This window comes from Lentibacillus daqui (genome assembly GCF_027186265.1).
In the GTDB taxonomy this organism is placed as follows: Bacteria; Bacillota; Bacilli; order Bacillales; family Amphibacillaceae; genus Lentibacillus_C; species Lentibacillus_C daqui.
The window spans coordinates 900272-927028 of the sequence record NZ_CP114176.1 but is presented as its reverse complement, the minus strand read 5'-3'; the positions used below and the strand labels follow the sequence as shown (position 1 = coordinate 927028).

General features: G+C 41.4%; 23 protein-coding genes and 1 riboswitch. Of the genes, 3 read left to right on the top strand and 20 right to left on the bottom strand.

The features are described from left to right. Position 1 precedes the first annotated feature (1 nt). Both hutU and hutG read right to left on the bottom strand, forming a co-directional pair. Complete coding sequence (hutU, locus tag O2S85_RS04855) at positions 2 to 1666, bottom strand: urocanate hydratase (protein WP_269411578.1); 1665 nt, start codon at positions 1664 to 1666, stop codon at positions 2 to 4. A gap of 50 nt (positions 1667 to 1716) precedes the next feature. Then, positions 1717 to 2667, bottom strand: a complete 951-nt coding sequence (gene hutG / locus O2S85_RS04850; RefSeq protein WP_269412475.1) for a formimidoylglutamase — start codon at positions 2665 to 2667, stop codon at positions 1717 to 1719. 116 nt (positions 2668 to 2783) lie between these two features. Here hutG and O2S85_RS04845 point away from each other — a divergent pair, with 116 nt between their 5' ends. Beyond that, positions 2784 to 3671: a LysR family transcriptional regulator gene (locus tag O2S85_RS04845; RefSeq protein WP_269411577.1), complete on the top strand. Its 888-nt coding sequence runs from the start codon at positions 2784 to 2786 to the stop codon at positions 3669 to 3671. A gap of 479 nt (positions 3672 to 4150) precedes the next feature. Here O2S85_RS04845 and O2S85_RS04840 read toward each other — a convergent pair whose 3' ends face one another. Both O2S85_RS04840 and O2S85_RS04835 read right to left on the bottom strand, forming a co-directional pair. Further along, on the bottom strand, positions 4151 to 4480 hold the full coding sequence (locus O2S85_RS04840) for a hypothetical protein (RefSeq protein WP_269411576.1): 330 nt from the start codon (positions 4478 to 4480) through the stop codon (positions 4151 to 4153). Positions 4481 to 4501: 21 nt separating this feature from the next. Next, positions 4502 to 5767, bottom strand: coding sequence for a Tle-like phospholipase domain-containing protein (locus O2S85_RS04835; protein WP_269411575.1), 1266 nt, complete (start codon positions 5765 to 5767; stop codon positions 4502 to 4504). Positions 5768 to 5875: 108 nt separating this feature from the next. On the opposite strand from O2S85_RS04835, the gene O2S85_RS04830 reads away from it, so the two are divergent. After that, positions 5876 to 6169: a hypothetical protein gene (locus O2S85_RS04830; protein ID WP_269411574.1), complete on the top strand. Its 294-nt coding sequence runs from the start codon at positions 5876 to 5878 to the stop codon at positions 6167 to 6169. Between the two features lie 726 nt (positions 6170 to 6895). Here O2S85_RS04830 and tenA read toward each other — a convergent pair. The 12 genes from tenA to O2S85_RS04770 form a co-directional block, all read right to left on the bottom strand. Next, positions 6896 to 7591 carry a thiaminase II gene (gene tenA / locus O2S85_RS04825; protein WP_269411573.1) on the bottom strand — a complete coding sequence of 232 codons (696 nt, stop codon included), beginning with the start codon at positions 7589 to 7591 and terminating at the stop codon, positions 6896 to 6898. 104 nt (positions 7592 to 7695) lie between these two features. Beyond that, positions 7696 to 7983 carry a PTS sugar transporter subunit IIB gene (locus tag O2S85_RS04820; protein ID WP_269411572.1) on the bottom strand — a complete coding sequence of 96 codons (288 nt, stop codon included), beginning with the start codon at positions 7981 to 7983 and terminating at the stop codon, positions 7696 to 7698. Continuing rightward, a complete protein-coding gene (locus tag O2S85_RS04815) occupies positions 7983 to 9341 on the bottom strand; it encodes a PTS galactitol transporter subunit IIC (protein ID WP_269411571.1) in 1359 nt (452 codons plus the stop codon). Before O2S85_RS04815 ends, O2S85_RS04820 begins: the two co-directional genes overlap by 1 nt. Before the next feature lie 68 nt (positions 9342 to 9409). Further along, complete coding sequence (locus O2S85_RS04810) at positions 9410 to 10429, bottom strand: thiazole biosynthesis adenylyltransferase ThiF (protein ID WP_269411570.1); 1020 nt, start codon at positions 10427 to 10429, stop codon at positions 9410 to 9412. A 60-nt stretch (positions 10430 to 10489) separates the two neighbouring features. Continuing rightward, on the bottom strand, positions 10490 to 11257 hold the full coding sequence (locus tag O2S85_RS04805; RefSeq protein ID WP_269411569.1) for a thiazole synthase: 768 nt from the start codon (positions 11255 to 11257) through the stop codon (positions 10490 to 10492). 1 nt (position 11258) lies between these two features. Beyond that, entirely contained in the window at positions 11259 to 11462 is a 204-nt protein-coding gene (gene thiS, locus O2S85_RS04800; RefSeq protein ID WP_269411568.1) for a sulfur carrier protein ThiS, read from the bottom strand. Beyond that, positions 11459 to 12118, bottom strand: a complete 660-nt coding sequence (gene tenI / locus O2S85_RS04795; RefSeq protein ID WP_269411567.1) for a thiazole tautomerase TenI — start codon at positions 12116 to 12118, stop codon at positions 11459 to 11461. Before tenI ends, thiS begins: the two co-directional genes overlap by 4 nt. 173 nt (positions 12119 to 12291) lie before the next feature. Further along, positions 12292 to 12400: riboswitch (TPP riboswitch) on the bottom strand. A 120-nt stretch (positions 12401 to 12520) separates the two neighbouring features. Further along, positions 12521 to 14284, bottom strand: a complete 1764-nt coding sequence (locus tag O2S85_RS04790) for an L-lactate permease (protein WP_269411566.1) — start codon at positions 14282 to 14284, stop codon at positions 12521 to 12523. Positions 14285 to 14455: 171 nt separating this feature from the next. Beyond that, on the bottom strand, positions 14456 to 15856 hold the full coding sequence (locus O2S85_RS04785; RefSeq protein ID WP_269412474.1) for an FAD-linked oxidase C-terminal domain-containing protein: 1401 nt from the start codon (positions 15854 to 15856) through the stop codon (positions 14456 to 14458). A 105-nt stretch (positions 15857 to 15961) separates the two neighbouring features. Next, a complete protein-coding gene (locus O2S85_RS04780) occupies positions 15962 to 17344 on the bottom strand; it encodes a (Fe-S)-binding protein (RefSeq protein ID WP_269411565.1) in 1383 nt (460 codons plus the stop codon). Further along, the gene (locus tag O2S85_RS04775; RefSeq protein WP_269411564.1) at positions 17345 to 18661 is read right to left on the bottom strand and encodes an FAD-binding oxidoreductase; all 1317 of its coding nucleotides are present in this window, start codon (positions 18659 to 18661) and stop codon (positions 17345 to 17347) included. It lies immediately after the preceding gene. 229 nt (positions 18662 to 18890) lie between these two features. Then, positions 18891 to 21080 (bottom strand): malate synthase G, encoded by a 2190-nt coding sequence (locus tag O2S85_RS04770; protein ID WP_269411563.1) that lies wholly within the window; start codon positions 21078 to 21080, stop codon positions 18891 to 18893. Positions 21081 to 21233: 153 nt separating this feature from the next. On the opposite strand from O2S85_RS04770, the gene O2S85_RS04765 reads away from it, so the two are divergent. Next, on the top strand, positions 21234 to 22118 hold the full coding sequence (locus tag O2S85_RS04765) for a LysR family transcriptional regulator (protein ID WP_269412473.1): 885 nt from the start codon (positions 21234 to 21236) through the stop codon (positions 22116 to 22118). Between the two features lie 250 nt (positions 22119 to 22368). Here the strand turns inward: O2S85_RS04765 and O2S85_RS04760 are convergent, their stop codons facing one another. Genes O2S85_RS04760 through O2S85_RS04745 form a run of 4 tightly spaced genes read right to left on the bottom strand, consistent with a single transcriptional unit; the run spans position 22369 to position 26681 of the window. Next, positions 22369 to 23223: a MurR/RpiR family transcriptional regulator gene (locus tag O2S85_RS04760; protein WP_269411562.1), complete on the bottom strand. Its 855-nt coding sequence runs from the start codon at positions 23221 to 23223 to the stop codon at positions 22369 to 22371. Positions 23224 to 23241: 18 nt separating this feature from the next. After that, positions 23242 to 24702, bottom strand: coding sequence for a PTS transporter subunit EIIC (locus O2S85_RS04755; RefSeq protein ID WP_269411561.1), 1461 nt, complete (start codon positions 24700 to 24702; stop codon positions 23242 to 23244). A 15-nt stretch (positions 24703 to 24717) separates the two neighbouring features. Further along, on the bottom strand, positions 24718 to 25611 hold the full coding sequence (murQ, locus tag O2S85_RS04750) for an N-acetylmuramic acid 6-phosphate etherase (protein ID WP_269411560.1): 894 nt from the start codon (positions 25609 to 25611) through the stop codon (positions 24718 to 24720). Beyond that, positions 25611 to 26681: a DUF871 domain-containing protein gene (locus O2S85_RS04745; RefSeq protein ID WP_269411559.1), complete on the bottom strand. Its 1071-nt coding sequence runs from the start codon at positions 26679 to 26681 to the stop codon at positions 25611 to 25613. The genes murQ and O2S85_RS04745 overlap by 1 nt, the downstream gene beginning before the upstream one ends. Positions 26682 to 26757 lie beyond the last annotated feature (76 nt).

Sequence of the window (26757 nt, the reverse complement as noted above, 5' to 3'; positions counted from 1 at the left end):
ACTATTTCTCTCCCTTAAGCATTGGGATTTGAACCCCTTTTTCTCGTGCTGTTTTCTCAGCAAGTTCATAACCTGCGTCCACATGCCTTGCGATTCCCATTCCCGGATCAGTAGTTAGTACTCGTTCCAACCGCTCTTCTGCATCCTTGGTACCATCCGCAACGATCACCATTCCGGCATGTAGTGAATAACCCATTCCAACACCGCCACCATGATGGACACTGACCCAGCTCGCGCCACCAACACTATTAATCAAGGCATTTAAGATTGGCCAGTCGGCAACAGCATCGCTTCCATCTTTCATACCTTCCGTTTCCCGATTTGGCGATGCTACGGAACCGGAATCCAAATGGTCACGTCCAATGACAATCGGTGCCTTGATTTCCCCACTTGCAACCAGATCATTAATGATTTTGCCAAACCGGGCACGCTCGCCATATCCCAGCCAGCAAATACGTGATGGCAGTCCTTGAAAACTGATTTTTTCCTGAGCCATTTTGATCCATTTACAAAGCGATTCATTTTCGCTAAATTCCCGCAAAATTACTTCATCCGTTTTATAAATATCTTCCGGATCACCAGATAACGCCACCCAGCGGAATGGTCCTTTACCCTCACAAAATTGTGGCCGGATATAGGCAGGTACAAATCCCGGAAAATCAAACGCATTGGCCACCCCTTCATCTTTTGCAACCTGGCGAATATTGTTACCATAATCAAACGTAATGGCACCAGCCTGTTGCATCCGTAACATCGCCTCTACATGCCGGGCGATACTTTGCCTTGAACGTGCAGTATAGGTATCGGGATCACTGTTTCTTAGCTGATTGGCCTTTTTCAAGCTCATTCCAACTGGTACATAGCCATTTTTCGGATCGTGGGCAGATGTCTGGTCCGTCAATACATCTGGGACAAAGCCTTTTTCCAACATTTGTGGTAAAATTTCCGCCGCATTACCAAGCAAACCAATCGACAAGGCCTCTCCTTTATCCCTTGCTTCTATAGCCTTTTGAATCGCGTCTTCCAAATCACTTGCTTGTGTATCCAAATATTTTGTTTCCAACCGACGATCAATGCGATGCTGGTCTACTTCAATACAAATAGCAACCCCTTCGTTTAAAGTAACGGCTAAAGGCTGGGCGCCACCCATGCCACCTAATCCAGCGGTAACGGTAATCGTTCCTTTTAAATTGCCATTAAAATGTTGCCGTCCACATTCCGCAAACGTTTCATACGTTCCTTGAACAATCCCCTGACTGCCGATATAAATCCAGCTGCCTGCAGTCATTTGCCCATACATCATCAAGCCTCTTTGATCCAATTCGTTAAAATGATCCCAATTGGCCCAGGCAGGCACAAGATTAGAGTTTGCAATTAACACTTTTGGTGCGTTTTTATGCGAACGAAATACCGCGACTGGTTTTCCCGATTGAATAAGCAATGTTTCATCCTCTTCCAATTGCTTTAATTCCTTTACAATCGCCTCATAGCATTCCCAATTTCTTGCGGCCTTTCCAATTCCGCCATACACGACCAATTCATCCGGATTTTCAGCAACTTCGGGATTCAAATTATTGTTTAACATCCTTAATGCCGCTTCCTGTATCCATCCTTTTGTGTGCAATTCGGTACCGCGATATTGTGTAACAGGCATTTTCGTTTTCATATTTATCCACCCCTTCATCATTAAAAACGCTTACAAAATAATTGGATATACTAATTCTTATGAAAGCTTTTCATCGTTTCTGCTATTAAATAAGCAGCTAGTTTAACAGTCTTACCATTTTCATCCACCAAAGGATTTACTTCTGATATATCAAAACTGCGTACATTTTTTCGGGCTACCGTATACTTCAATAGCCGTTTGACCAGCTGGGGATCCAATCCCATTGGAGAAGGGGCACTTACCCCAGGTGCTGCTGAAGCCATGATTGAATCCGTACATAAGGTAACGATAATATCTTCATATTGACCAGCAAACAGATCAATTTTTTCCAACGTCCTCCATATATTATCTGGTCGTATATCATCCGCCTGTACATATGCACAACCGAACCGATCCGCCGTTTCAAATAATAGTCGTGTATTCCCAAATTCTTGAATTCCCAAGCATAAATAACCTGCTCTTTTGTCCTGTTCTAAAATTTGTCTAAACATGGTTCCCGACGATGGTATCTCATCATGGCGTAAATCAAAATGAGCATCGATATTAATTATGCCTAATGTGCGTTCCGGTCCAATATGCTTTCTGGCCCCTAAATAATGTCCATACAGGGTTTCATGACCGCCACCAATAATAATGGGAGTAACACGTTGTTGAAAAAGCTTGTATATCTGGTTTCCCAATTCTTCTTGCGCCTTTTCCAATTCATCATTTTCACAAACAACATTTCCTACATCGATTAGCTTTGTTTTTAGGTCATAGCCATATGGGAGCTTGGCAAGTTCTGTACGAATCTTATCAGGTGCCGTCGCCGCTCCTGTTCTGCCTTTGTTTCTCTTTACCCCTTCATCACTTGCAAATCCAATGAAACTAAACGTATTATCTTTATCTTTCACATCATCAACCGCTTGTATTTGGATTACCTGATGCAATCGGAAACCGGAACGATTCGTAGTTGTATCAATTCTTCCTTGCCAAAGCTGTTGATTGGGCAACTGATAGATAATTACACCCCATTTCTAAAGATATTTACTTTATTAGTAATTATAAATAGTCTATCATATAAATACAAATACTTATTTTTTATATTTTTATAGGTAACGTCTATAAAGAGGAGGATATGATGGATATTCGTCAATTAACCTACTATATAACTCTGGTGGAAGAAGCAACCTATACACGTGCAGCAGATCAATTACATATTTCACAACCATCATTAAGCGCTGCCATTAAAAAATTGGAACATGAACTTGGCCTCACGTTAATCGATCGTGGGAAACATCACTTTCAGGTCACCAAGGAAGGAAAAATCTTATATCAAGAAGCGAAAAAACTGTTAAACAATTACGAGCATATTCACAATGAAATGACCCGGTTGAAGCAGCATGGCCCCATGGAAATCTCCATTGGTCTCATTGAATCGACGATGTTTTTTATGCCAAAAATCTTATCTACTTTTACAAATCAACACCCAGATGTACGTGTCAGATTGCTGGAAACATTGAGTTTATATGATGTAGAAAACGCGCTTCACAATTTTGATGTTCAGTTGGCGATTACCAACCAATACATGTACGATAGGGAATTTGAAGCTATTCCGCTTTATCAAGAAAAGCTGGTTGCGTTGATCCCGTATGGGCACGAATTAGAAGATAAAAATGAACTTCAAATGAAGGAGTTAGCCGGGAAAAAATTAATTGTTTGCAAGGAAGGGTTTCAAACAAGAGCGGATATATTAAATGCCTTCAGTAAAGCAGGTGTAACACCCAACATACAATTTGAAATTGAACGGTTCGAAACAGGTTGCCGTTTAGTGGAGAGCGGTCTTGGCATTACGATTGTCCCGGAAAACTATGTAAAATTCTCGAAAAAACCGGATTGCCGAATAAAAACGATCCACGATGCCAGCATTTCCAGAACGGTCTATTTGGTCTACGAAAAAAATAGATATTTACCGCCAATTGTAAGGCAATTTATATCTTTGATTACTGGGCTATTTGGTGTGTAGAGGGTTAAGGAGACAAAGGGACCGCTCAAGACTACTGAGAAAGAGTCCAGACAGAAAACACTTGGTTGAATTTCGCTTGTTTGATTGATTTTGTATCTAGTTCGATCGAGTTTCGGGAGTACTCGATCGAGTTTTAGTCCGGTTCGATTGATACATAAGGTAGTTGCACTTTTCGGATACCCATTCACATTGGTATCTGTTAGCGATAGTATACCGTTGATGACAGCCTCATTTCATCTGGTACGATCTTAGGCAAAACAACGATGTTCATACTCCTTTACTCTTCAAAATCTTCACTAACACTAGATTGATAGATATTGACTTCACTTTTCAGCTCTTGCTCATTTAACCATGCTTTTACCCTCTCATCGACCATAGTTGATGTGACGATCTCAGCTCAGGACTTACACCCGGTCACACCGTAAGAAAAACGAGAGAAATACTCCTCTTGTTTTATGGTGAGAAGAAGGGGGTATTTTTTACTTGTGAAAGGTTTCAATGAATAGCTCTATTTCCATATTAGTATGCGCCAACTTTATGATGTTATCATTGAATCGTTCTTCCAATGCTCGCTTAGCCTTACCATCGAAAAGAGCGTTGATACTATCAAGGATTTGGTTGTGATGTTCTGGTATGGAACCTGTAGCAAAGCTATGCTGCAAATAGGCTTCAAAAAGTTGTTTGGAATCTTCCATGTCACTTTTTATTCGAGATCTAAGTTCTGCTTTTTGGGCAGCTCGTTCCATTTGTTCCTTCCAAAAATCATTGAGTTTTGTATCCCCAACAATACTATACCCATCATACCCCAAATACTTTCACCCCTCCCTGTTTTATTTGAGACCCAACCAGTCAGCAAGCAATTGATCTGTTTCTTCAAAGTTATTTCCCATCTTATTCATGTTAAAGCCAATTTCAGCAGTATCAGATTTCCCTCTTTTTAACATTGTTAAAATATATTCATATTGTTCCTTATCGAATATGATTGGTACTCCTTCTTCCATTTTTCCATACCCTTGAAAAATTTCTTCCACATCCGCTGCTGTTAACTTATCAAAATTACCTGAACCTACTAATCTTAAATATTTGCCTTTAATATCTGTAAGTGTCTGTATGTAATAATCGTAAAAGTTAACAAATGCCATCTCCGTATTCTTAATTAGATCCGTATTCGCTTCCAAGTCTTTAGCAAATGACTTAATGATCTCCGATTGGATGACTATGCTAAAGTCATGAACACCATTATTTTTCATTTCAAGCGGAGAATTTTTAAGTTGTATTCCGAGTTCACCATCGTATAAGAGAGCAGCTTTGAAGTACCCATTTTCGTCAAAAAAACTATCCTTGGCATAATTATCATTTATGGTGTGAGTATTAATCCCTAACATAGATGTTTCTAAGGGGTCGCTCATATAATAGGTTGCTCCAATTGGTTGTTTATATAACCATGCTCCTACAATATCATCTGGATAAGTATAGGAAATAATTTTCTCCTTGTAATAACCGTTTTTCACTCGTTTCTGTTGCTCGTCGGTTAGCAAACTATAAACAGCAGCGGAAGCAAACGTAATTGCATCGGTATCATGTTTAACAGCAAAGTATTCAGCCAATCCGCCACCAAGTGAGTGACCAGTAAATGTAATATTATCCTTGCCATATTTCTCAACATATTCATCGACAATCGGAGTAGCTTTCGTAAATTGATTGTTATTTATCATCTTGAAATTACCCTTCTTATCGACTTCCCCAAGACCACTGGCAATTACTTCTTGTTGAAATTGGGACCCCGTGTATTCACTTACTGTATTCTGTGTATAAGACTGACCACCGAGTCCAACACCAAAAACATCTGTACCAATGTCATTTAGCATTTGCCCTGCCCCATGATTAAACTGGGTCCCTTCAAAACTAATCACCACTTTACCCGTATCCCTGTTTTGAAGGACGTATCCTTTGAGACCTGTATCTTTGTCTACGATGATGTCTTTGGTTTTCCATTCTATTATATCTCCATTTATTTCTACAGGAACACTTTTCACATTTTCCTTATAAGATTGTTTGGCTATTGTTACAGCTTCCATTTCAGTCAAACTGCCCATGGATATTCACTCCATTATATTGTAAACTGTATGTAAGAGGTGATTAGTTTGAAAATAATCCGTTTATATATTATTCTAATTGCTATTATACTATTAGGAGGATGCTTTGTGAATACCAATAAGGATAATTTTGACGATGAAACAATAACAGCAGCTAAAAACACTGTCGAAAGTTACATACGGAACAATTATATAGATATAGATACGGTCGAATTTGATGATGATGATTATTCAAGTCCCGTGGGAGGACTAATGATAGACGGGACGGTCAATGGTAACGCGGGCTTTTCAGCTGACATTGATGAAGAGACCTTTCGCGTTAGAAGTTTAGGAGAAAAAACAGGGTTTCCAGAAAGAAAAGAAGAATGTAAAAAGAAAGTATGTGACTATAAACAGGGATGATAATATTCAAGGTGTTGAACGTAGATTCGGATGCCTGGGAATCATATAAGATCTGCCTGATACTAAAAATGATTTTTGGTAAAGAATCAACCTTTTAGATGGACGTTTTAGGGCCGTGGAGCAATAGCTGGATTCACACTCATAACGATCACCCAGATGGTTTTTACAAATGATCCAAATGTGGTAGAGGGAGATTTACAGTTGAAAGCTATGAAATGATTAGCGTTAGTAGACTTATACGAAATCTTTCTTATACAAAAAATACATACAAAAAATACAGGCCTTATCTCCACCGTAAATCGGGACATAGATACTGTACGGTTTCTTCCTTACCGTACATCGTAGCAGTGGCAGTTTGAAACGTTGACTATTCATTTGAATTTTCCCAGTGTGGAAGAAGACTTTCACGCCATCCTGCAGATTCATGAATAGTGGGAGGCAGAACAATTTCTGGGATGGCCCCATGAGAATACCAATGGAAAAAAGCCTGTCTGGAGAAACAGGCCACTTTTCTACCTTTGTGAAGTTTTCTCCACCACTTTTTAGTATACTCCATCCACATCGATACCTGTTAGCAATGGGATGTTTGCTGATCTTGTGGTTCATTTCATCTGGTATGTTGGTATGATCCACCAAGTATTGGCAACCAAGTAGGTTATAGCAGAAATATGTTGGATTGACAATTCAGTTGTACAACTGTTGGAACTTCTTGCATCGACCATCCACCTACAAGGAACAATTTTCTACTTCATTTGATGTTGGCCACATTTCTTGTTTATATGCCATATCCCAAAACATATATTCAAAGCGAGAAGTGTATAAGAAAATCTCTTCTAAATATTGTAGTTCTTTTTCTGGCTTTCCATCTGTTAATTGATCTAGTAGTTCAATCATCCAATCATTTAATGCATGGAATGCTTCACTGGCATACATTTTTACCCATTCACCATAAAATGGATGTTCAGTTGCACCAGGTAATTGAGCTAAGCGCTTGCCTATCTCTGCGTAGCTCCAACTACACGGTAAAACACTTGTTGTAAGTTCAGCAAGCCCCCCACTTTGCCCAACAGAAAGCATATAGTTTGTATAAGACACAGTAACAGCAGCAGGCTTTGCTTCCTCTAACTCTTTTGGTGAGATATTGAATTTCTTTGCATACTGTCTATGTAAGTCCATTTCCATGTGAAGTGTTGAATCAAGCACTTCTGCAAATTTCGCCATAGTTTCTAAATCTCTCGCTTTTAATGCTCCAATTGCAAACAACTTGGCATATTCGATTAAGTAAACATAGTCTTGAATCATATAGTGGCGAAAACTTTCTTTATCAAGCGTTCCATCTCCAATACCCGTAACAAATGGATGATTGTGGTTATCCTTCCAAATGGGCTTAACCTTTTCATATAGTCGTTCACTAAATCTCATCTATTATCGCTCCTTTTTCTTATGGCACCAGTCATAAATGATGTTTGCGGCACACCTAGTGTTTTTTATTATTGTTTTCCGTGGCCTTGCAAGGCGATTCCGTTTTATTCCTGAATAACTATTCTTAACAGTTTTTGGTATACCTCTTCTGTACCGATACCTGTTAACAAAGGGATACCATCAATAACCCTGTCCTTTATTTCGTTTGGTACAATGGTAGTTGAGACGACAATGTCATACTCCTTCATTCTCCCAAACCCTTCACTAACACTAGATTGATAGATATTAACTTCACTTTCCAGCTCTTGCTCACGTAACCATGCTTTCACCTTCTCACCGACCATAGTTGATGTGGCGATCCCAGTCCCGCACATGATTAATAACTTTTTCATTATCCTGCCTCCGTATCCTTTGCGTATCCTTTATCTGACTGTTTGGCTTTTATTTTGTTCACGTAAATCAGCCCCATTAGCATGGCAACCCCGAGTAGTCCAATTCCATACCAATTCAGTCCTTTTACGAATGAGATAAACATGAATGTCGTCCATACTGCACCATCGACCAATGAAGAAAAGCTTGAATGACCTCCTGTTTCAAATCCAGCTGCGATTGCGGTGTCTGTAAATAATGGCGCTATCCATGTCGCAATATACAGTCCAATAGCAATATAGGCAGAACCTGCAATGACCGTCCGTACAATATTCCCCCTGAAAACCGGTACCATTAAACAAATCAAAAATGGTATGGTTGCCAAATCCCCAAATGGCAGAACCCGATTACCCGGTAAAATCACTGCCAAAAGTAATGTCAGTGGGATCATTAGTAGTGAAGCGGATAAGACGGCAGGATGGCCGATAGATAGTGCACTATCCATACCAATATATAAGTCACGTCCAGGAAATCTTTTTTTCACCATTTGTCCTGCTGCTTCGGAAACGGGTGCTAAACCTTCCATTAAAAGTGCAACCATTTTCGGCATCAATAGCATGATAGCTCCGGTTTGCATGGAAAGCTGTAAAATTTTCGTAATAGAATAGCCTGCCAAAATACCGATTAGTCCCCCAATGAAAACACCAATCACGGTTGAATCTCCAAATATTCCTAACTTTTTTTGGATAGATTCCGGCTTGGCATCCAATTTGTTAAAACCTGGTATGCTGTCAAACAACCAATTTAGTGGCTTGGCAACTAAATAAGACGGAGCAGAGGCAGCATGGGGGAATGTCATCTGTTTAAAACCATAAAATGCATGAACATCCTTCGCAATGATATCCCCCAATAAAAAAATCAATAATAAATGGACAATTATCGTAAGCAACCCCAGTGCAAAGTTACCTGTCATCGAATAGACAAGTGACCCTGTGAACGCACAATGCCAGTAGTTCCAAAGATCAATATTTAATGTTTTCGTCCATCCAAGCATCAATAAAAAACTATTTACACCAATTCCAATCGGGATTGCCAAACTGCCTAAAACCGTCCCATACGAAATGGCTGATGTAGCTGGCCAACCAATATCAATCGTATGTAATTTCAACCCGAAATGGTCTACCATTGCCTGTGCAGCCGGTCCCAGACTATCTGTCAACAGACCAATAACCAGGTTTAATCCAATAAATCCAATTCCCACTGTTAATCCTGAGCGACAAGCTTTTCCTACCTTCGTTCCCAGTATAAGGGCAAAGATGAAAACGATAATAGGAAGCATGACACTAGCGCCAAGATCAACGAACCATTGCAAAACAGCCACAAAGCATCCCTCTTGTTTTTATGAATTTGAATTTCTATACTACACAAGCTATAAAGTGACCATTCCCTCTATCCAAAATAACGATAATAAAGTGTTTTTGCCTTTATTTTATCATTCGTTCCATGTACCAATGTACGGCCATCTCGGAACAAGACAAGACGTTGGTCGTCAATCGTATATGAAAGTAGAAAGGGATTTTGTTCCACTTTTCCACCCTTTCCGGCAAGCACTTTAGCAATCGCATGCAGATTGCGATTTTGCCTTTTGGCGGGTCTAATTTGAACCGTATCCCTTCCACAAAGCACTGCTGTTTTTGTTTGATTTTCATAGGAAAGAAAAGGATATGTTGGATTTTCTCCACAAGACGAACAGGTTGCTTTTTTCACCGTTGATATATCAATTGATGAATGATGATTACTCCATAGATCAAAGGAGATTAGCTTTCTTCTAAGTGCATCCCAATTCTCCGTAAGTATTTTGAAAGCTTCAATGGTTTGTTGTACAACGACCATTCCAACAGTAGGGCTGATGATTCCTGCCGTTTCACAGGTTAAACCACCAATCGGGACATCTTCCATAAGACAATGGAGGCATGGTGTTTCCTTTGGCACAATTGTAAAACTTATGCCGTAGCTACCCACGCACGACCCGTAAATCCATGGAATTTGATATTTTTGCGAGATATCATTGATGATCATGCGAATATCAAAATTATCCGTCGCATCAATAATTAAATCGACTCCTTTGATCAGTTGCTCCATTTCCGGTGGTGTGATATCTAAAATATGTGATTCAATGTCTACCTCGGAATTGATTTGCTGCAGCCGTTTTTTTGCAGCAACAGCTTTAGGTATCCGGTTTTTTGCATCCAATTCCACATAAAGCTGTTGCCGCTGTAAATTGCTCCATTCTACATAATCACGGTCGACAATGGTTACTTTTCCTACACCCGCACGAACCAGCGATTCTGCATTTCCTGTGCCAAGCGCACCCGCACCTATGATAAGTACCTGTTTTCCCGCCATTTTTTGTTGGCCCTCTTCACCAATATACTTAAACAACGTCTGTCTGGAATAACGATCATTCATCCCTTCACCTGTCCCTTTTCGTTCGTATTTTGATCATGTTTTTGAGTAGGTATTGATTTTTCAGCCAATACTTATTCCCTCCATTGGACTGCTTGCTGTGGCGGTCCGTTTTTTCGGGATACGCCCAGCTTCATATCCTAAGCGACCAGCTTCCACTGCTTGCTTCATCGCTTTTGCCATTTTGACCGGATCTTTAGACGCTGAAACCGCCGTATTTAATAAAACAGCGTCTGCACCAAGTTCCATTGCATAAGCTGCATCGGCCGGGGAGCCGATTCCGGCATCAACAATCACAGGAACTTCTGTTTGCTCAATGATAAAACGCAAATTAACCGGGTTGATAATTCCCTGCCCCGAGCCAATTGGTGACGCCCCAGGCATAATCGCATGTGTGCCAAGCTCCTCCAACCTTTTGGCTAGTACCACATCATCGGAAGTATACGGTAAAACAATAAATCCTTCTTTTAGCAATTCTTCCGTTGCCTTTAATGTTTCCAGCGGATCTGGCAGCAATGTTTTATCACAACCAATGACCTCCACTTTGATCATGTCACATAGTCCCGATGCTCTTGCCAACTTGGCATGTCGTACGGCTTCTTTCGCTGACTTTGCACCAGCCGTATTCGGTAAAAGACTAAATTTCTCTACGTCCAGTTTTTCCAGGAAATTGGGCTGGTTTGGCTCATAAATATTCATCCGGCGAACGGTAAACGTTAAGATTTCTGCTTCCGATGCTTCAATCGCTGCTTTTTGAATATCAAAATTCGGATATTTTCCTGTACCCAATAATAATCTTGAATTAAATTGCTTATTTCCAATTGTTAGCAAGTCAACCGCCTCCTACAAATTGAACTAATTCTATTTTGTCTCCATCCGATAATTTTGCACTGTCATAGTCATGTTTTTCCAAAATATTTTCATTATGTTCGACAATAGTGACAGGATTCTTCACTTGGATATATGCGAGTAACTCAGTGATGGTTGCTACCGAAGACGGAATGGTAATCCGTTCACCATTTACTCGTAACTTCATAGGATCACCTCCTGCGTATGCATTGCTTTACGATAATTCATGACTGCGCGCACTGGATCATCTGCTTGGAAAACGCCTGACATAACGGCAATTCCATTCGCCCCGGCTGCCAACGTGTCATGTGTATTTTCAGGTGTGATTCCTCCGATGGCAATAACGGGAATGGTTACTTGCTGCGTGAGTTTTCGCAAGTTATTTAGTCCTCTCGGTGTCATTCCCTCTTTTGATCTCGTGCAATGAATATGTCCATATAGAAGATAATCAACCCCTTTCTTTTCTGCCTTGATTGCTTCGTCAAGCGAATGTATCGAACAACCGATTTTTAATGATGAAAAAGCCTGCATGACCAATGAAGCATCGATACTATGATGGGCAAGCTGAACACCATTTGCTCCTAAGATATGCGCAATGTCAACACGGTCATTAACAATAATTTTTTCGAGCGGCACACCGCGATCCGTTAAAGCTTCAATTACCCGGACTAGTTCGGCAGCTGTCCAACTTTTCTCCCGTAAATGAATCTTGTTAACACCTTTATGAATCATTGCCACTATTTGTACAAGTGTTTCAGCGGTTTGTTGACCCGTTGAGACGACATGTAATTCCTTAGTGGCGTTTATATCCTTTTTCCTTTTCCATGTTTTGTTGTATTCCATGAACACCTATCCTTTCAGCAAAACAAAAAACCACTTTCAAGATGACAGCGCATCGAGAAAGTGGTTGGATAATTATTTGAGAACACCTGAGATTGTTCATTATTTTGAACAACTATGGACAAATACAAGAAATGAAGAAATTTTACCAGCCTATGTTACATTCCTTGAACATCTATTGTTCCACATCACTTCCCTACGCTGATATTAATCAGTTCAGGTTCCAAGGGTCTTAAAGTCACACTTTAATCTCAGCCTTTTTGGAAGGCACCCCTAGCGGTTTTTTATTAAATTTTACCTTTGCTTGTATCATACCATGTGTGGAGGATTTGTCAATGAATTTTATATATTTTGTAAGTATGAATGGATGAACAAACTTTTTTCATATTTCATTCCTATTTTACGCTACGAAGCAATGTTTTGTTCTAGCGCATTTAGTCGTTTTTTATTCGTGGCAATGAAGTAGATAGCAATTGCCCAAATAATGACAGCAATGATCGATCCGATGTTAAATATGCCTTTTTCGGATGTCCACATGATCGAATAGCCGATCGAACCAATTAATAGGGAGTAATAGACAAATGGCAGTAGGGTCTTGCGAATGACATGCCCTTCTTTTCCGACTAAACCAACAACGGCTGCGGCTGCGACAACATTATGCACACAGACCATGTTACCGGCCGCTCCACCTACTGCCTGCAGTGCGACCATCCAGGTTGGATCTCCGCCGATTCGTTCACCAACGCCGTATTGGAACAAGGAAAACATCATATTACTGATCGTGTTACTTCCAGCGACAAATGCACCTAGCCCACCGATAAATGTTGCAAAAAATGGATATGCCGTTTGCGCCAGATTTGCGACACCGTCTGCAAGGACGATTGGCATTTCAGCGTAACCAGCCGCTCCACCATCCGAATTAAGGAATACTTGTACCATTGGAACGGTAAAAACAAGCGCGGAACCTGCGGCAAGCATTGTTTTCCCGGAATCCTTCCAAGCCTGTGCATATTCTTTTATTTTCATGCCATGAGCGTAGTACACATAAACAGATGCAACAATAAAAATAAAACCTGGAGAAAAGAGGATTTCCCAGCTGGACGTGATGTCTGTCCCAAAAATATTTGGAACCTCAATAGTTGCTGCTTTTAGCCAATCTCCCACGACAGTCATTCGGGAAAGCAGCAGCATCAATGCAATCAATACGTATGGGGACCATGCACGTAGCATGCTAATCTTTCCTGCATAAATATCGCTTTGTTTGATTTCCAGCCGCCCAGTCCATGTCGGATCCCAGCGATCTTTTGGCTCAAAATCCCAAGCATCATCGTCCTTGGGCATTAGAAACCCTTTCTTGGCAGCTGGAATAACAATTAATAAACCAATGAGGCCGCCAATCATGGATGGGAATTCAGGACCCAGCGTATTCGCGACAATGATATATGGTACGGTCATCGCCAATGCTGCAAATATAGCGAACTTCCATACCTTCAACCCTTCACTAAATGACTTGTTTTTCCCGAAATAGCGGGTTAATATTCCTACTAAAAACAGTGGAATTAACATCCCTGCTATCGTATGGAGCACAGCAACTTTCCCAGCCAAATCAACTATAAATGCCGGAACATCCGGAATTTGTGTGAGTGTTTCTATCCCCGATCCTACTCCCAATACCATAGGCGTTCCGACCGCACCAAACGATACAGGTGTACTTTGAATCACCAATCCTGAAACGACTGCTGCCATCGGAGGAAAACCTAGTCCTACTAATAATGGTACAGCAACTGCTGCTGGTGTGCCAAACCCTGCTGAGCCTTCAATAAATGAACCAAACAGCCAGGCAACAATAATGACCTGAATCCGCCGGTCTGGTGTAATATCGGTAAAACCACGACGAATGGTATGCAGTCCGCCACTTTCTTGTAACGTGTTTAATAGTAAAATGGCACCAAAAATAATGAACAATAGCGTGATAGCGACAATCAGACCGTTAACCGAAGCAGCTGCGACTTGTGGAAAAGAGACGTTCCAAACAAACAATGCTAATAGTACGACCGTAATGTACGAAAGCGGCATGGCCTTACTTGCTGGCCATTTGAAACCAACCAGGAATAAAGCAACAACAATGATTGGAAGTAACGCCAGCACTGTTAATACTCCCTCACCCATGTTAAATTCCCTCCCTATTCATCTTTATTCTAAAGCGATAACCTTACCGCTAATTCCTGCTATTTACGGTGCAAAAAGATTCTATCTTTTTGCACCACCAACAATTCATTAGGATCTGAATATTCAATAATTTTGTTGTATAGGAAGGGAAGACCCCTTCACAATGAAAGATTAATCCGCCAGTTTCCATTCCTGTTTCACTTCGACACACTGACTCGGCGTTGGAAATAGTTTACCTGGATTCAATCGATCATCTGGATTAAACACAGCACGAATATCCGTTTGTGCAGCCATTTCTTCCTCATTGAAAATAAAGCGCATTTCCGCTGCTTTTTCAATACCGACACCATGTTCACCGGTAATCGATCCACCTACATCAGCACAAGCTTTCAGGCATTCCGACCCTGCCTTTGATGCCCGCTTCATTTGTTCCGGGTCACTGCCATCATATAAAATGAGCGGATGTAAATTTCCATCTCCGGCATGAAAAATATTTGCAATGCGCAAATCATATTTTTTACTTATAGCGGCAATTTGTTCGAGTACTTCCGGTAAACGTGTACGTGGAATCACCCCATCTTGTACAAGATAATCCGGTGAAATTGCCCCCATCGCCCCAAATCCTGTTTTTCGATTCGCCCACCAAAGACTGCGCTCTGCCTCGTCTTTGGCCACTTTGACTTCACGGACATGGTTTTGTTTGCAAACAGTCAGTATTTCTTCAATTTGACTTTCAATACCAGCAGCGACTCCATCCACTTCAATTAGTAGAAATGCCGCGATATCTTTCGGATGTCCAACCGGGTAGGCAGCCGCTTCCACCCCTTCAACTGCAATTGTATCCATCATTTCCAATGCAGCTGGAATAATCCCTGCTGATATAATATCGGAAACAGTCTGGCTGGCGTCCTTTATGTCATCATAATAGGCGAGCACTGTCTGTTTGCCTTCAGGATTTTTAAGTACTTTTACAGTGATTTTGGTAACAATTCCAAGTGTGCCTTCTGAACCGGTTAAAAGGCCAAGCAAATCATACCCCGGCTGGTCTGGCACGCCTGATTTACCAAATTCCACGATATCACCATTTGGAAGCACGACTTCAAGTCCTAAAATATGGTTGGTCGTCACACCATATTTCAAACAGTGGGCACCGCCGGCATTTTCGGCAACGTTGCCACCAATCGTACAAGCATACTGACTGGATGGATCTGGTGCATAATAATAGCCTTTATCAGAGATCGACTGGGTTAGCTTTAAGTTGACATAACCTGGTTCCACCACGGCAGTTCGATTGGCAAAGTCAACTTCGAGCAACTTTTTCATACGTACCAAACTAATAATGACTTCCCCGCCAAATGGAGTTGCACCACCGCTTAAACCTGTTCCAGCTCCACGAGCAATATATGGGATCTTTTCCTTGTTTAATAGTTTTACAATGTTAGAGACCTGTTTGGCATTATGGACAAACACGACTGCTTTTGGCATCCCTTTTGCCATCGTATAGCCGTCACATTCATAGGCAATAATATCTTCCCGTAAATAAAGCACTTCACGGTCGCCAACAATCCACATTAATTGCCGTTCCACCCGATCCGGCTTTGGTCGCTTCAGCTTTATTCCGAGCATGAATATCACTTCCTTTCCTGATCATAGCTGGTTTCTCTGCCCATCCAGATTTTAACCTGATTGAACAGGCTGATTTCCCACTTCTTCTTTTTCTTTCGTATAGGCCCAATCCAGCAGTTGTACCGTATGCACGACTTGTTCACTGCGGCCATGCTTTTCCACGCCCAAGGCAATTTGCAGCATACAACCAGGATTCCCCATCGAGATGATTTCCACATGATCTGGAATATCATCGATTTTACGATCAAGCAGTTTTCCTGCCATTTCTGGATGGGTCAGGTTATAGATACCCGCGCTGCCACAACAACGATCCGCATCTGGCAAATCAATCATTTCAATACCGGGGATTTCTTTCAACAATTGTCTTGGTTCAAAGCGTACTCCTTGCCCATGTGCTAAATGGCATGCATCATGATAAGTGATTTTTTTGTTGATTTCCGTTTTTGGCCGCTTAAAATCATGATCATATAAAAATTTCGAGACATCCTCGATCTTTTCTGAAAACTCCTTCGCTAATGGCAGCATTTCCGAATCATTACGAAATAATTCATCATATTCCTGCAGTGCACAGCCACATCCTGCAGCATTGACAAGAATCTTATCGTAGTCCTTAAATGCCTCGATATTTTCTTTTGCCAGTTCTTTACCTGTTTTGCGGTCACCGGCATGAATGTGCAGTGCACCGCAGCATCCCTGGTTTTTCGGCAAACCAACCTCATAACCATTATGGGTCAGCACGCGAATAGTAGCCTCATTGACATCACTGAACATAACATCCATGATACATCCAGTTAAAATGGCCACCCGTCCCTTTGTCTCCCCTTCAGCCGGGATCACTTCCGGGTATCTGCCCAGAACAGGTTTTTCCACTTCTGGCAGGATCGTTTCCATCTCCTTCAAGTGTTTCGGCATCACATTCAGCAGACCTGTTTTTCTAGCCACCCGCTGTAGGCCGCTTGTTTGATAAAATTTCATGAGATTACCGACTGTATTTAAGCGATTCTGATGTGGAAAAATCCCCTGTAAAAAGGTTTTATTCACCAGCCCACTGATACCTGTTAATGGATCCGACTGACGAATCTGTCCACGAGCCTCTTCAATCAAGCCACCCACCTGAACATTTGCGGGACATGCTGTTTCACAGGCTCGACAGTCCAGGCAGTTAAAGATCGACTCCGAAAATGCTTCATTAATACTCATTTTTCCTTCTGCAACTGATTTGATTAAATGTACGCGCCCACGTGGTGAATTATGTTCTTCCCCAGTCTCCTGATAGGTCGGACATGCCTCCAGACACAAACCACAGTGAACGCAATCAGCCCATTTATCTTCATCAGGCAAATCATCCCAAACAAAATTCCCTAAACGTTTGGTTTGGCATGGAACATCTTCACCAGTCAGTAATTGTTTTAATCGATTTTCTCCCACACTCATTTATATCCCTCCTACAAACCGATTGCGATTGAGGATATGTTTTGGATCATTCGTTCGCTTAATCCCTGCCAGCAGTGGAAAATAGGCAGGTTTTTCACCCCAAACATTTACAACTTGTCGCAATCTAAACGGCAAATGTGTACATACGACGTACCCAAAACGTGCTTCAGCTTGTTTTCTTAGTGCTTGAATATAAGATGCAATATCTTCCGGAAAGCCTTCAATATACACACGTGAAATTCCATGTCCCAAACCGCCATGACCTGCAACTGTAACGTTATAGTTTGTAGCAAATTTGTCGGCAGCTTCCAGGTTCACAAGTACATCCAGATTTTTGCTGCCGATTTTTAGTGCTGCTTGGGTTTGTGCTTCGTTTACCTGATCATTGTAGCCATTTGGACCAATGTGGCGAAATTTCCCCCACCACTTTCTCGCCTCATCTTCATTTAGAATGGTATGTTCAACACCCGCCGGCAAATTTTCCTTCACCCATTTTTCTTGGTGGACGACGGCGTTTTCCCGATCTTCAAAAGCAATCGCCAGTGTATATTGATGTTTGCCTGTCAGCTTTTCAGCAAGACCGGGTGTTAACACCTCAAGTGAGACCGGCTCCATCATGGAGTCAAGGATATGTACCGCAAAATCCCGGATTGCTTGCATGTTGTTTGCCGGAAAATGCAATAATGTTAAGCCCTCATACTTGGGCAATGGTCGCAATTTAATCGTGATTTCACTAATCACACCAAGCGTACCCATTGAGCCAATGAACAGCTTATTCATGTCATAACCAGCAACATTTTTCACCACTTTACCGCCCGTCCGGATCACCCGCCCATCCGGATAAACGATTCTCGTTCCGATCACTAAATCGCGTGCTGACCCATAAAGCAGCCGTTTCGCACCACTGTCATTCGCTGCAATAATACCGCCAATCGTTGCCCGCTCCGGCCATGGTGTATCAAGCGCTATCCGTTGTCCGCTTGTTGCCAACACATCGGAAATCTCTTTTAATGTTGTTCCAGGTTTAACGGTTAGCGTTAGATCACCAACGGAATGTTCCACAATCCCTTTATAGTTTGCGAGCGATAACAAAATATCCGCTTGTTCAAGCTGTCCGCCATAACCACGTTTGGTCCCGCCAGAAACAATATGAACCGTTTGCTCCTGTTTGTTTGCAAAGGCAAGAACCTTGACAATATCCTCTTCAGAAAGGGCTTCCATTACTTGCTTCCCTCTATTACCAAGCGGATGCCCCTCTTCCTCACAATGTTTCATCTGTTTCTTTGGTAACACTTCCCCTAACATGGAAGAAATCATGCTGCTGTGCCTCCCTAACAGATTTACTAATTTTTATATATTGCGTTTCTTCTTGTGTTATAAAAATCAGATTAATACCCAGTGTTTACTATATTTATATTAAATCATTCGACTATTATTAAGTCAATATATTATTTATAAAAATCTGAATTATTGATAGAGAAGAGAGTAAAGGTAAGAAAAAAGGAGAATGAACACATATCCTTTCGTCCACTCTCCTGCCATCTAACTAATTATTATATTTTTCCTTTGCTTCCAAACGCCGGGCATGAAGAATTGGCTCTGTATAACCATTCGGCTGCTCTTTTCCTTTAAATACTAAATCACAAGCTGCCTGAAATGCCACCGACTGATCAAAATTGGGTGCCATTGGGCGATATTGTGGGTCGTCAGCATTTTGTTCATCTACTACTTTCGCCATTCGCTTTAGTGTAGTTAATGTTTGCTCTGCCGTGGAAATACCATGATACAGCCAGTTGGCCAACAATTGGCTGGAAATACGTAATGTTGCCCGATCTTCCATCATCCCTATATTATTAATATCGGGGACTTTGGAACAACCAACTCCCTGCTCGACCCAGCGAACCACATAACCGAGCAGTGTTTGTGCACTATTATCCAGTTCTTCCTGAATTTCTGCATCGGACCAATTAGTATTTTGGGCGACAGGAATGCACAAGATGTCATCCCGATAATCAGTTCTATCTTGAACAAGTGCTTCTTGAACGTTTGCTACATCCACCTGATGGTAATGAATTGCATGCAAGGTTCCTGCTGTTGGGGATGGGACCCAGGCTGTATTCCCGCCTGCTTGCACGTGGCCGATTTTTTGTTCCAGCATCGCGGCCATCCTATCCGGCATCGCCCACATTCCCTTGCCAATTTGTGCTTTTCCTTTTAATCCGGCGGCCAAACCAACACGTACGTTATTCTTTTCATAACCATTTAACCAAACAGAAGATTTCATGTCACCTTTGCGTATCATTGGACCTGCTTCCATGGATGTATGAATCGTATCACCAGTCCGGTCCAGAAACCCCGTATTGATAAAACAAATTCGATTTTTCACCTCATGAATACAATTTTTCAGATTCAGACTTGTACGAGCCTCTTCATCCATAAGACCAATTTTGAGGGTATGGCGTTCCATGTTGAGCATATCTTCCACCCGGTTAAACAATTCATTGGCAAAAGCAGCTTCTTTGGAGCCATGCATTTTCGGTTTGACAATATAGATTGATTTTTTGGGGGAATTTTGATATTGACCATTCCCTAAAAGATCATGTTTCGCAATCAAGCTGGTAAACACAGCATCCATGATTCCTTCATAGACCTCATTCCCATTTTCATCAAGCACTGCATTGTTCGTTGTTAAATGACCAACATTACGAACAAGCATGAGCACACGGCCTGATAACGTGATTTGCCCTTTGCCGGTGGGTTCTGTATACGTGCGATCAGCGTTTAAGGTCCGGGTTACTTCTTTACCATCTTTGGTAAATACCGATGTCAGGTCTCCTTTGTTCAGACCAAGCCAATTACGATAAATGTGCGTTTTATCCGCTGCATCCACAGCTGCCACCGAATCTTCACAGTCCATAATGCTTGAAGTTGCTGATTCTAAATAAACATCTTTCACGCCAGCTTGATCCATTTTTCCAATAGGATGGTTGTGATCGATTTGAATTTCCACATGTAAAGCATGGTGTTTTAGCAAGATTGCGCTTGGTTTTTCCGGTGTCCCTTGGTAGCCTGCAAATAAAGAAGGGTTTTTCAATTGTGTTGTTGCACCATTTGCCAAAGTGATTGCTAATTTTCCGTTTTTAACCGCATAGTTTGTTGCTTCTGCATGTGATGATGACGAAAGTGGTGCATGTTCATCCAAAAAATGCTTTGCAAATGCAATCACTTTTTCACCACGAACGGGATTGTACGATCCTGCTTTTTCCGCGCCATTTTCTTCACTGATAACATCTGTTCCATACAATGCATCATAAAGAGAACCCCAGCGAGCATTGGCGGCATTAAGTGCATAACGCGCATTATCCATTGGTACAACCAATTGCGGGCCCGCTTGCTTGGTAATCACATCATCAATGTTCTCCGGCTGAACGGCAAAATCATCCGCTTCAGGCTCCAGATAACCAATTTCTTGTAAGAAAGCTTTGTATGCATCCACGTCCAACGTCGGATTTTCTTGATGCCATTTATCTATTTGCTTTTGCAATTTGTCACGCTCTGCCAACAATGCCTCGTTTTTTGGCGTTAGTTCACGGACAAGCTTACCTAAGTCCTGCCAAAACCTTTCACGGTCAAGCCCTGTATCAGGGAGCGCTTCCAGATTAACAAAATCATAAAGTTCTTTAGCGACTTGTAGATTACCTACTGTTACATAATCTGCGGTGGTCGAATTTGTCATTCCCTTTTCCTCCCATTCCCCCATTTATCTATTATTCTAATAGTTTGATGTCAGAAATAAAAATACATATTTTGCATGACCATTATTCCTTTTAGCTATACCTTATCGTATAATAATTGTACATAACATTTTGAAATATGGGAGGTGGGCATTCTGGATATCAGACAAATAACGTATTTTTCAGAGGTGGCCAGACAATCAAGTTTTACGAAAGCAGCCGCGAATCTGCATATCTCCCAGCCATCCTTAAGCAAAACGATTAAGATTTTAGAATCCGAAATTGGTGCTACTCTATTATATCGAGGCGCCAAACAGCTGGAGTTAACTGATGCGGGTGAGGCATTTTTAGCGAATGCCAAACATGTACTGGAAGCATTTGATAATTTAACGTCGGAATTAAATGATGTGATGGATCTAAAAAAAGGGGAAATTAAAATTGGCATCCCACCAATTATCGGTGCTGCATTTTTTTCCAGGTTGATCAGCGAATATAAGGAAAGCTATCCATCCATAGAAATGCACTTAACTGAAGTTGGCAGCAACAAAATTAAACAAGGGGTAGAAGAAGGCACGCTTGATATTGGCCTCATTTGCAATGTACCCGTTCAGGCAGAAAACCTGGAAATCATTAAACTGGTAAATGATCCATTAATGCTGATCGTGCACAGGGACAACCCTTTGGCAAGGAAGGAAGTCATTGATTTTCCAATTATCAAACATGAATCCTTTATCTTATATCGACAAGATTTCTCCCTGCATGACAGTATTATTGCAGCATGCCAGCAACATGGCTTTTACCCAAATATTGCTTGTGAAAGTTCGCAAAAAGACTTTATGATTGAAATGGTGGAAGCCAAATTGGGTGTTGCGTTATTACCAAGTAAAATTTGCAGTCAAATCGGCAATGAAAACATTACCGCTGTTCCTTTTTGCAAACCCATCGTAAATCTGGAACTAGGCATGATCTGGAAGAAAAATAAATACCTCTCGTACGCCATGCGTGAATTCATTAAGAGATCTAAAGCATTTACGATATGAGTGGGATCGGTTGCAGGTGGCGGGAAAATCGATCGTGATTGGCTTGAAAGGCCCCCGTAAAAAAAGGGGCCTTTCAATATCTTATAGAGGTTGTTCAAAAACTCCGGTGAAAAATGACACTTCGCATTTCTTCGTTGGCTTGCTTTTCCGCTCCTCATGTACCTTTTATGTACACTCCGGTGCTCAAAGCCACGCCGCCTTGAACTGCTCGGTCCTTTTCATCCTCGTTTTTGAACACTCACTTATAGTATTATTCCTTATGAAAAAATGTTTGAATACTTATTTTGGATTCTTTTAACATATTCAAGATTTTCTTCGGGTTTTTATTAATATATCCATAGTACAAAACGTCAATCGTAAATAATTGCGAAACTAATGAGGTGGTTGCTGCGCTTCTTAACATCACTTCTTCTCCACCGTGATGCACGATCGGATAGTCTACCAGTTGCGCCAATGAACTATTTTCATATTGGGTGATACCAACTGTGCGAAACTTTTTTTGCTTGGCAATCTGTACCAGCTTGATAACTTCATTGGTTTCCCCTGAATTCGATATCGCCACAAACATGCATGGATCACCAGCACTAACGATTGAAGAACTCAATAAATGGTGGTCAAGCATATTCACTACTATCTTGCCGATTCGGGAAAATTTTTGTGTAAAGTCTTCGGCAACAACATGTGATGCGCCGATGCCATATACATAAATCGTTGTACAACGGTCAATCAGATTGGCTATAACTTCAACGCTTGCCGTATTTAAATGGTTCGCCGTTTGCGTAATCGAATGATTAAACCGCAAAGCCAATTTTTCAGCAATCAGTGCCGTCTCTTCATTCGGTGTGATATCAGTATATAAGTCTTCATCTACGTCAGAAGCATCGGCGTATAAACGAATTTTCAATTGGGAAAAACCGGATAATCCAATCGAACGGCAGAAACGGACAATTGTTGCCGGGCTGACATCAGCTTTCTGCGCCAGTTCAGTTGTATTGTAATTTACTGTTTCTACCGCATGCTCGAGAATATATTCGCCTATCTTTTTTTCCGCTTTGGAAAGGTCATTTAATTTTGATTTTATTTGTAGGATAATATTTTCTTCCAAAACCGTTCCCTGCCTCGTCTATTTCGTTTCTTTTTGAATATCTTTTGGCACACCGAAGAAGTATGTCACAATGAATCCGCCAATATAACCTGCTACCAATCCTGCTATATACCCCAGCCAGTGTCCATTGGCAATAAGCGGGATAAGCGAAACGCCGCTTGGCCCGATCGCCGTAGCCCCAATGTTGCCAATTCCAGCAATAACAGCACCACCGATACCACCGCCGATACAGGCTGTAATGAATGGACGGCCTAATGGGAGGGTAACACCATAGATTAATGGTTCACCAATCCCCAGAATTCCGACCGGCAAAGCCCCTTTAACAAGTCGCGTTATTTCTTTGTTCTTTCTGCACTTAAACCACAATGCAAAAGCTGCACCAACTTGACCTGCACCTGCCATTGCCAAGATAGGTAAAAGTGGTGTAAAACTATATGAATTAATCATTTCAATATGAATCGGTGTTAAAATTTGGTGTAATCCAAACATAACCATCGGCAGGAAGAATAAACCTAACACAAATCCTGCAAAAACACCGCCAACACTCAGCACCCATGTAATCGCTCCGACCAAGCCACTTGATACCAGACCAGCGATAGGCATGACGATATATATCGTAAACAAACCAACGATCAACAGCGTAATTGTCGGGGTAAAGATAATATCAACTGCATTCGGAATGATCTTGCGCACTCTTTTTTCCACCATAGACAAGATCCAGACAGCAAAGATAACCCCAATAATACCGCCCTGTCCAGCGACTAATGCATCGCCATTAAAAATATTGATAAGCGGGGCTTCGGGATCCATTCCTGTCAACATGGTTACTGCACCGATAACCCCACCAAGACCAGGCGTTGCCCCGAATACATTGGCAGCGTTTATTCCAACAAAGATAACCAAATAACCATATAAACCTTGTTGAATAACCGTTAATGTAGTAATAATCGTTTGCCAGTTATCACCGATATTTCCAGCTTCCAGCATGTTGGATAGGACGGACGCAATACCGCCAACGATACCAGCACCAACAAAGGCAGGTATTAATGGAATAAAGATATTGGCAATCGCTTTTAATACGCGCTTGAAACCGGTGTTTTTGTGTTTTGCTTTCTCCTCTGCTTTCACTTCTTTTGCTCTGGATTCCACCCTTTCCCGATCCGATAATCCCTGTTCCGTATCTCCTGTCGACATGTTTGCCGGAAATGGCTCCCCGAGTCCCACTCCAACATCATCCAGCATTATATTCGCTACTTTACCAGCCGTCCCGGGTCCGACAACTACCTGCAAGTCGCCATCATCTTCTACAATCCCCATGACACCATCAATCGCCCGAATACCCTCTTTATCTACATGACCTTCATCCTTAATGGTAATCCGGACCCTGGTCATGCAATGAGTCAACTTCTCAACGTTCCCCATGCCGCCTATCTTTTCGTAAATCTCTCTCGCTAATCGTTGTTCCTTTGATTCCGCCATCCTCATCACTCCCCCTTAGTCTTCAGAAATTTTTCTTATAAACCCCTTATTTTCCTCCAATTTTTGTTTTGCTTCATCCTTAGAAAGGTTAGTTAAAATCATGACAATCGCCAGTTTTACATTTTTATTTGCCTTATGAAGGAACTCCTCAGCCACCTGGTAACTACATTCTGTCGCCTGCATAATAATCGATTTTGAGCGCTCCACCAATTTATCATTCGTCGGTTTGATATCAACCATCAAATTTTGATAAACCTTTCCTATCCCTATCATGGAAACGGTAGAGATCATATTTAACACCAATTTTTGTGCCGTTCCTGCCTTTAATCTTGTGGATCCTGTTAACACCTCAGGACCGACTGGAACTTCAATCGCGATATCTGCATGTTTACTGATCTCAGCTTCCTTGTTACAAGCAAGGCTCGCTGTTGTCGCTCCAACATTTGCAGCGTATTCCAAGGCACCAATAACATAAGGTGTTCTGCCACTGGCGGCTATACCAAGAACAGTATCTTTATCGGACAATTGAATATGCTTTAGATCTTTTTCTCCTAACGTTCGCGAATCTTCAGCCCCCTCAACGGCAACTGTCATAGCGGGCATACCTCCAGCAATTATCCCTTGTACCATGGATGGATCTGCGCTAAATGTTGGTACGCATTCGGCTGCATCAAGTACTCCGAGACGACCGCTTGTACCTGCACCGATATAAATCAAATGTCCCCCCTGATTAAATGACCTTTTAACCGCTTCCACAACCTTTTCAATTTGTGGCAATTCTTTTCTTACACTTGCCGCCACACCTTGATCTTCCTCATTCATTAATCGTAAGACATCCATTGTCGATAACGTATCTAGGTTCATCGTGTTGTTGTTGCGTTGTTCTGTCGTCAGTTTGTCTAAATCCATTATGTAGCCTCCTTGTTATCGGTTATCTTAAACGTCATGCCACCCTGGATAAAATCAAGTAATGGCAAATCTTTATAGACAATTTGTCCTATCACATTCACTTTTTCATCAGGTGACAGTTCCTGTTTTACAACTTGTAGTTCCCCTTTATATCGCTTATATCGATTATTATCGATAGTAATGCTCCCTTTTTTGCGTAACACCGTATTTTCAGGCTGAATGGTATCATTTTTATGAGCAGCCCTTGAATGTGCGCTACGGATAACATCTCTCGCAACATCCAATCGATTTTGGTGGTCTTTATAAATGTATGAATCCCATTTCCGATGAACAGACGTTGCGTGCATTAACAAGATCTTATGTTGAAGATATTCAGCAAATTGTTGACTAGTTTTATTTGTCAGGCCTGGATCACCAATATACACATCATCTATCATATAGTCCTGCATAAGCGACAACGAAGAAGAAAATGGATTTTGGCACCGATGAATTTCTAGTGTTGGCAATGTTTCATATAACGGTAAACGTAACCTCCCATCCCCAGGAGCAAATGCAGCTATTTTTAAGCGCTTATTCTTTAACCAGGTATTTTTTTCATCAAACCAGTTTTCATCCAAACCTGTATCTGGTCTCGGATAATAATTATGCCAAGCCTCGATATTACTAAAATCCGCTTCGTTTGCAACGAGTTGTTCGTAATCGGCTTCCGTTAATGTGCTGGCATTTAATCCAACAGTAAGATAGCGCGATACATTCGCCATTGTTTCCACATGAATGCCGTCGTCCATTCGCAAACCCGTGATACCACTTTCAAAAATTTCCTTGGGATTGTTTAAGGAAAGTCCAATCTGCTCTAATGCATCACCTGAAATATCGATCATCAGCTTCAGCTTCCTTGCCTTGACTATCTCCAACAGAGAATTCAAGCGCTCCTTGTATCTGGAGACGTCATCTTCAGGGATGTGCAGTGATGTAAAAACTCCTTCAAACCCGATATCGACCATGCGTTTTACATAATCTTCCTTTTCCGGTGACCAATCTTCAGTAAGAAAAACGGAAAATCCAAGCAATAAATCCCCCCCCTTTACTCATAGCATTTTTTACTGCTAAATATTACATTTGAAAACCCTTTCATAATTATTTTAC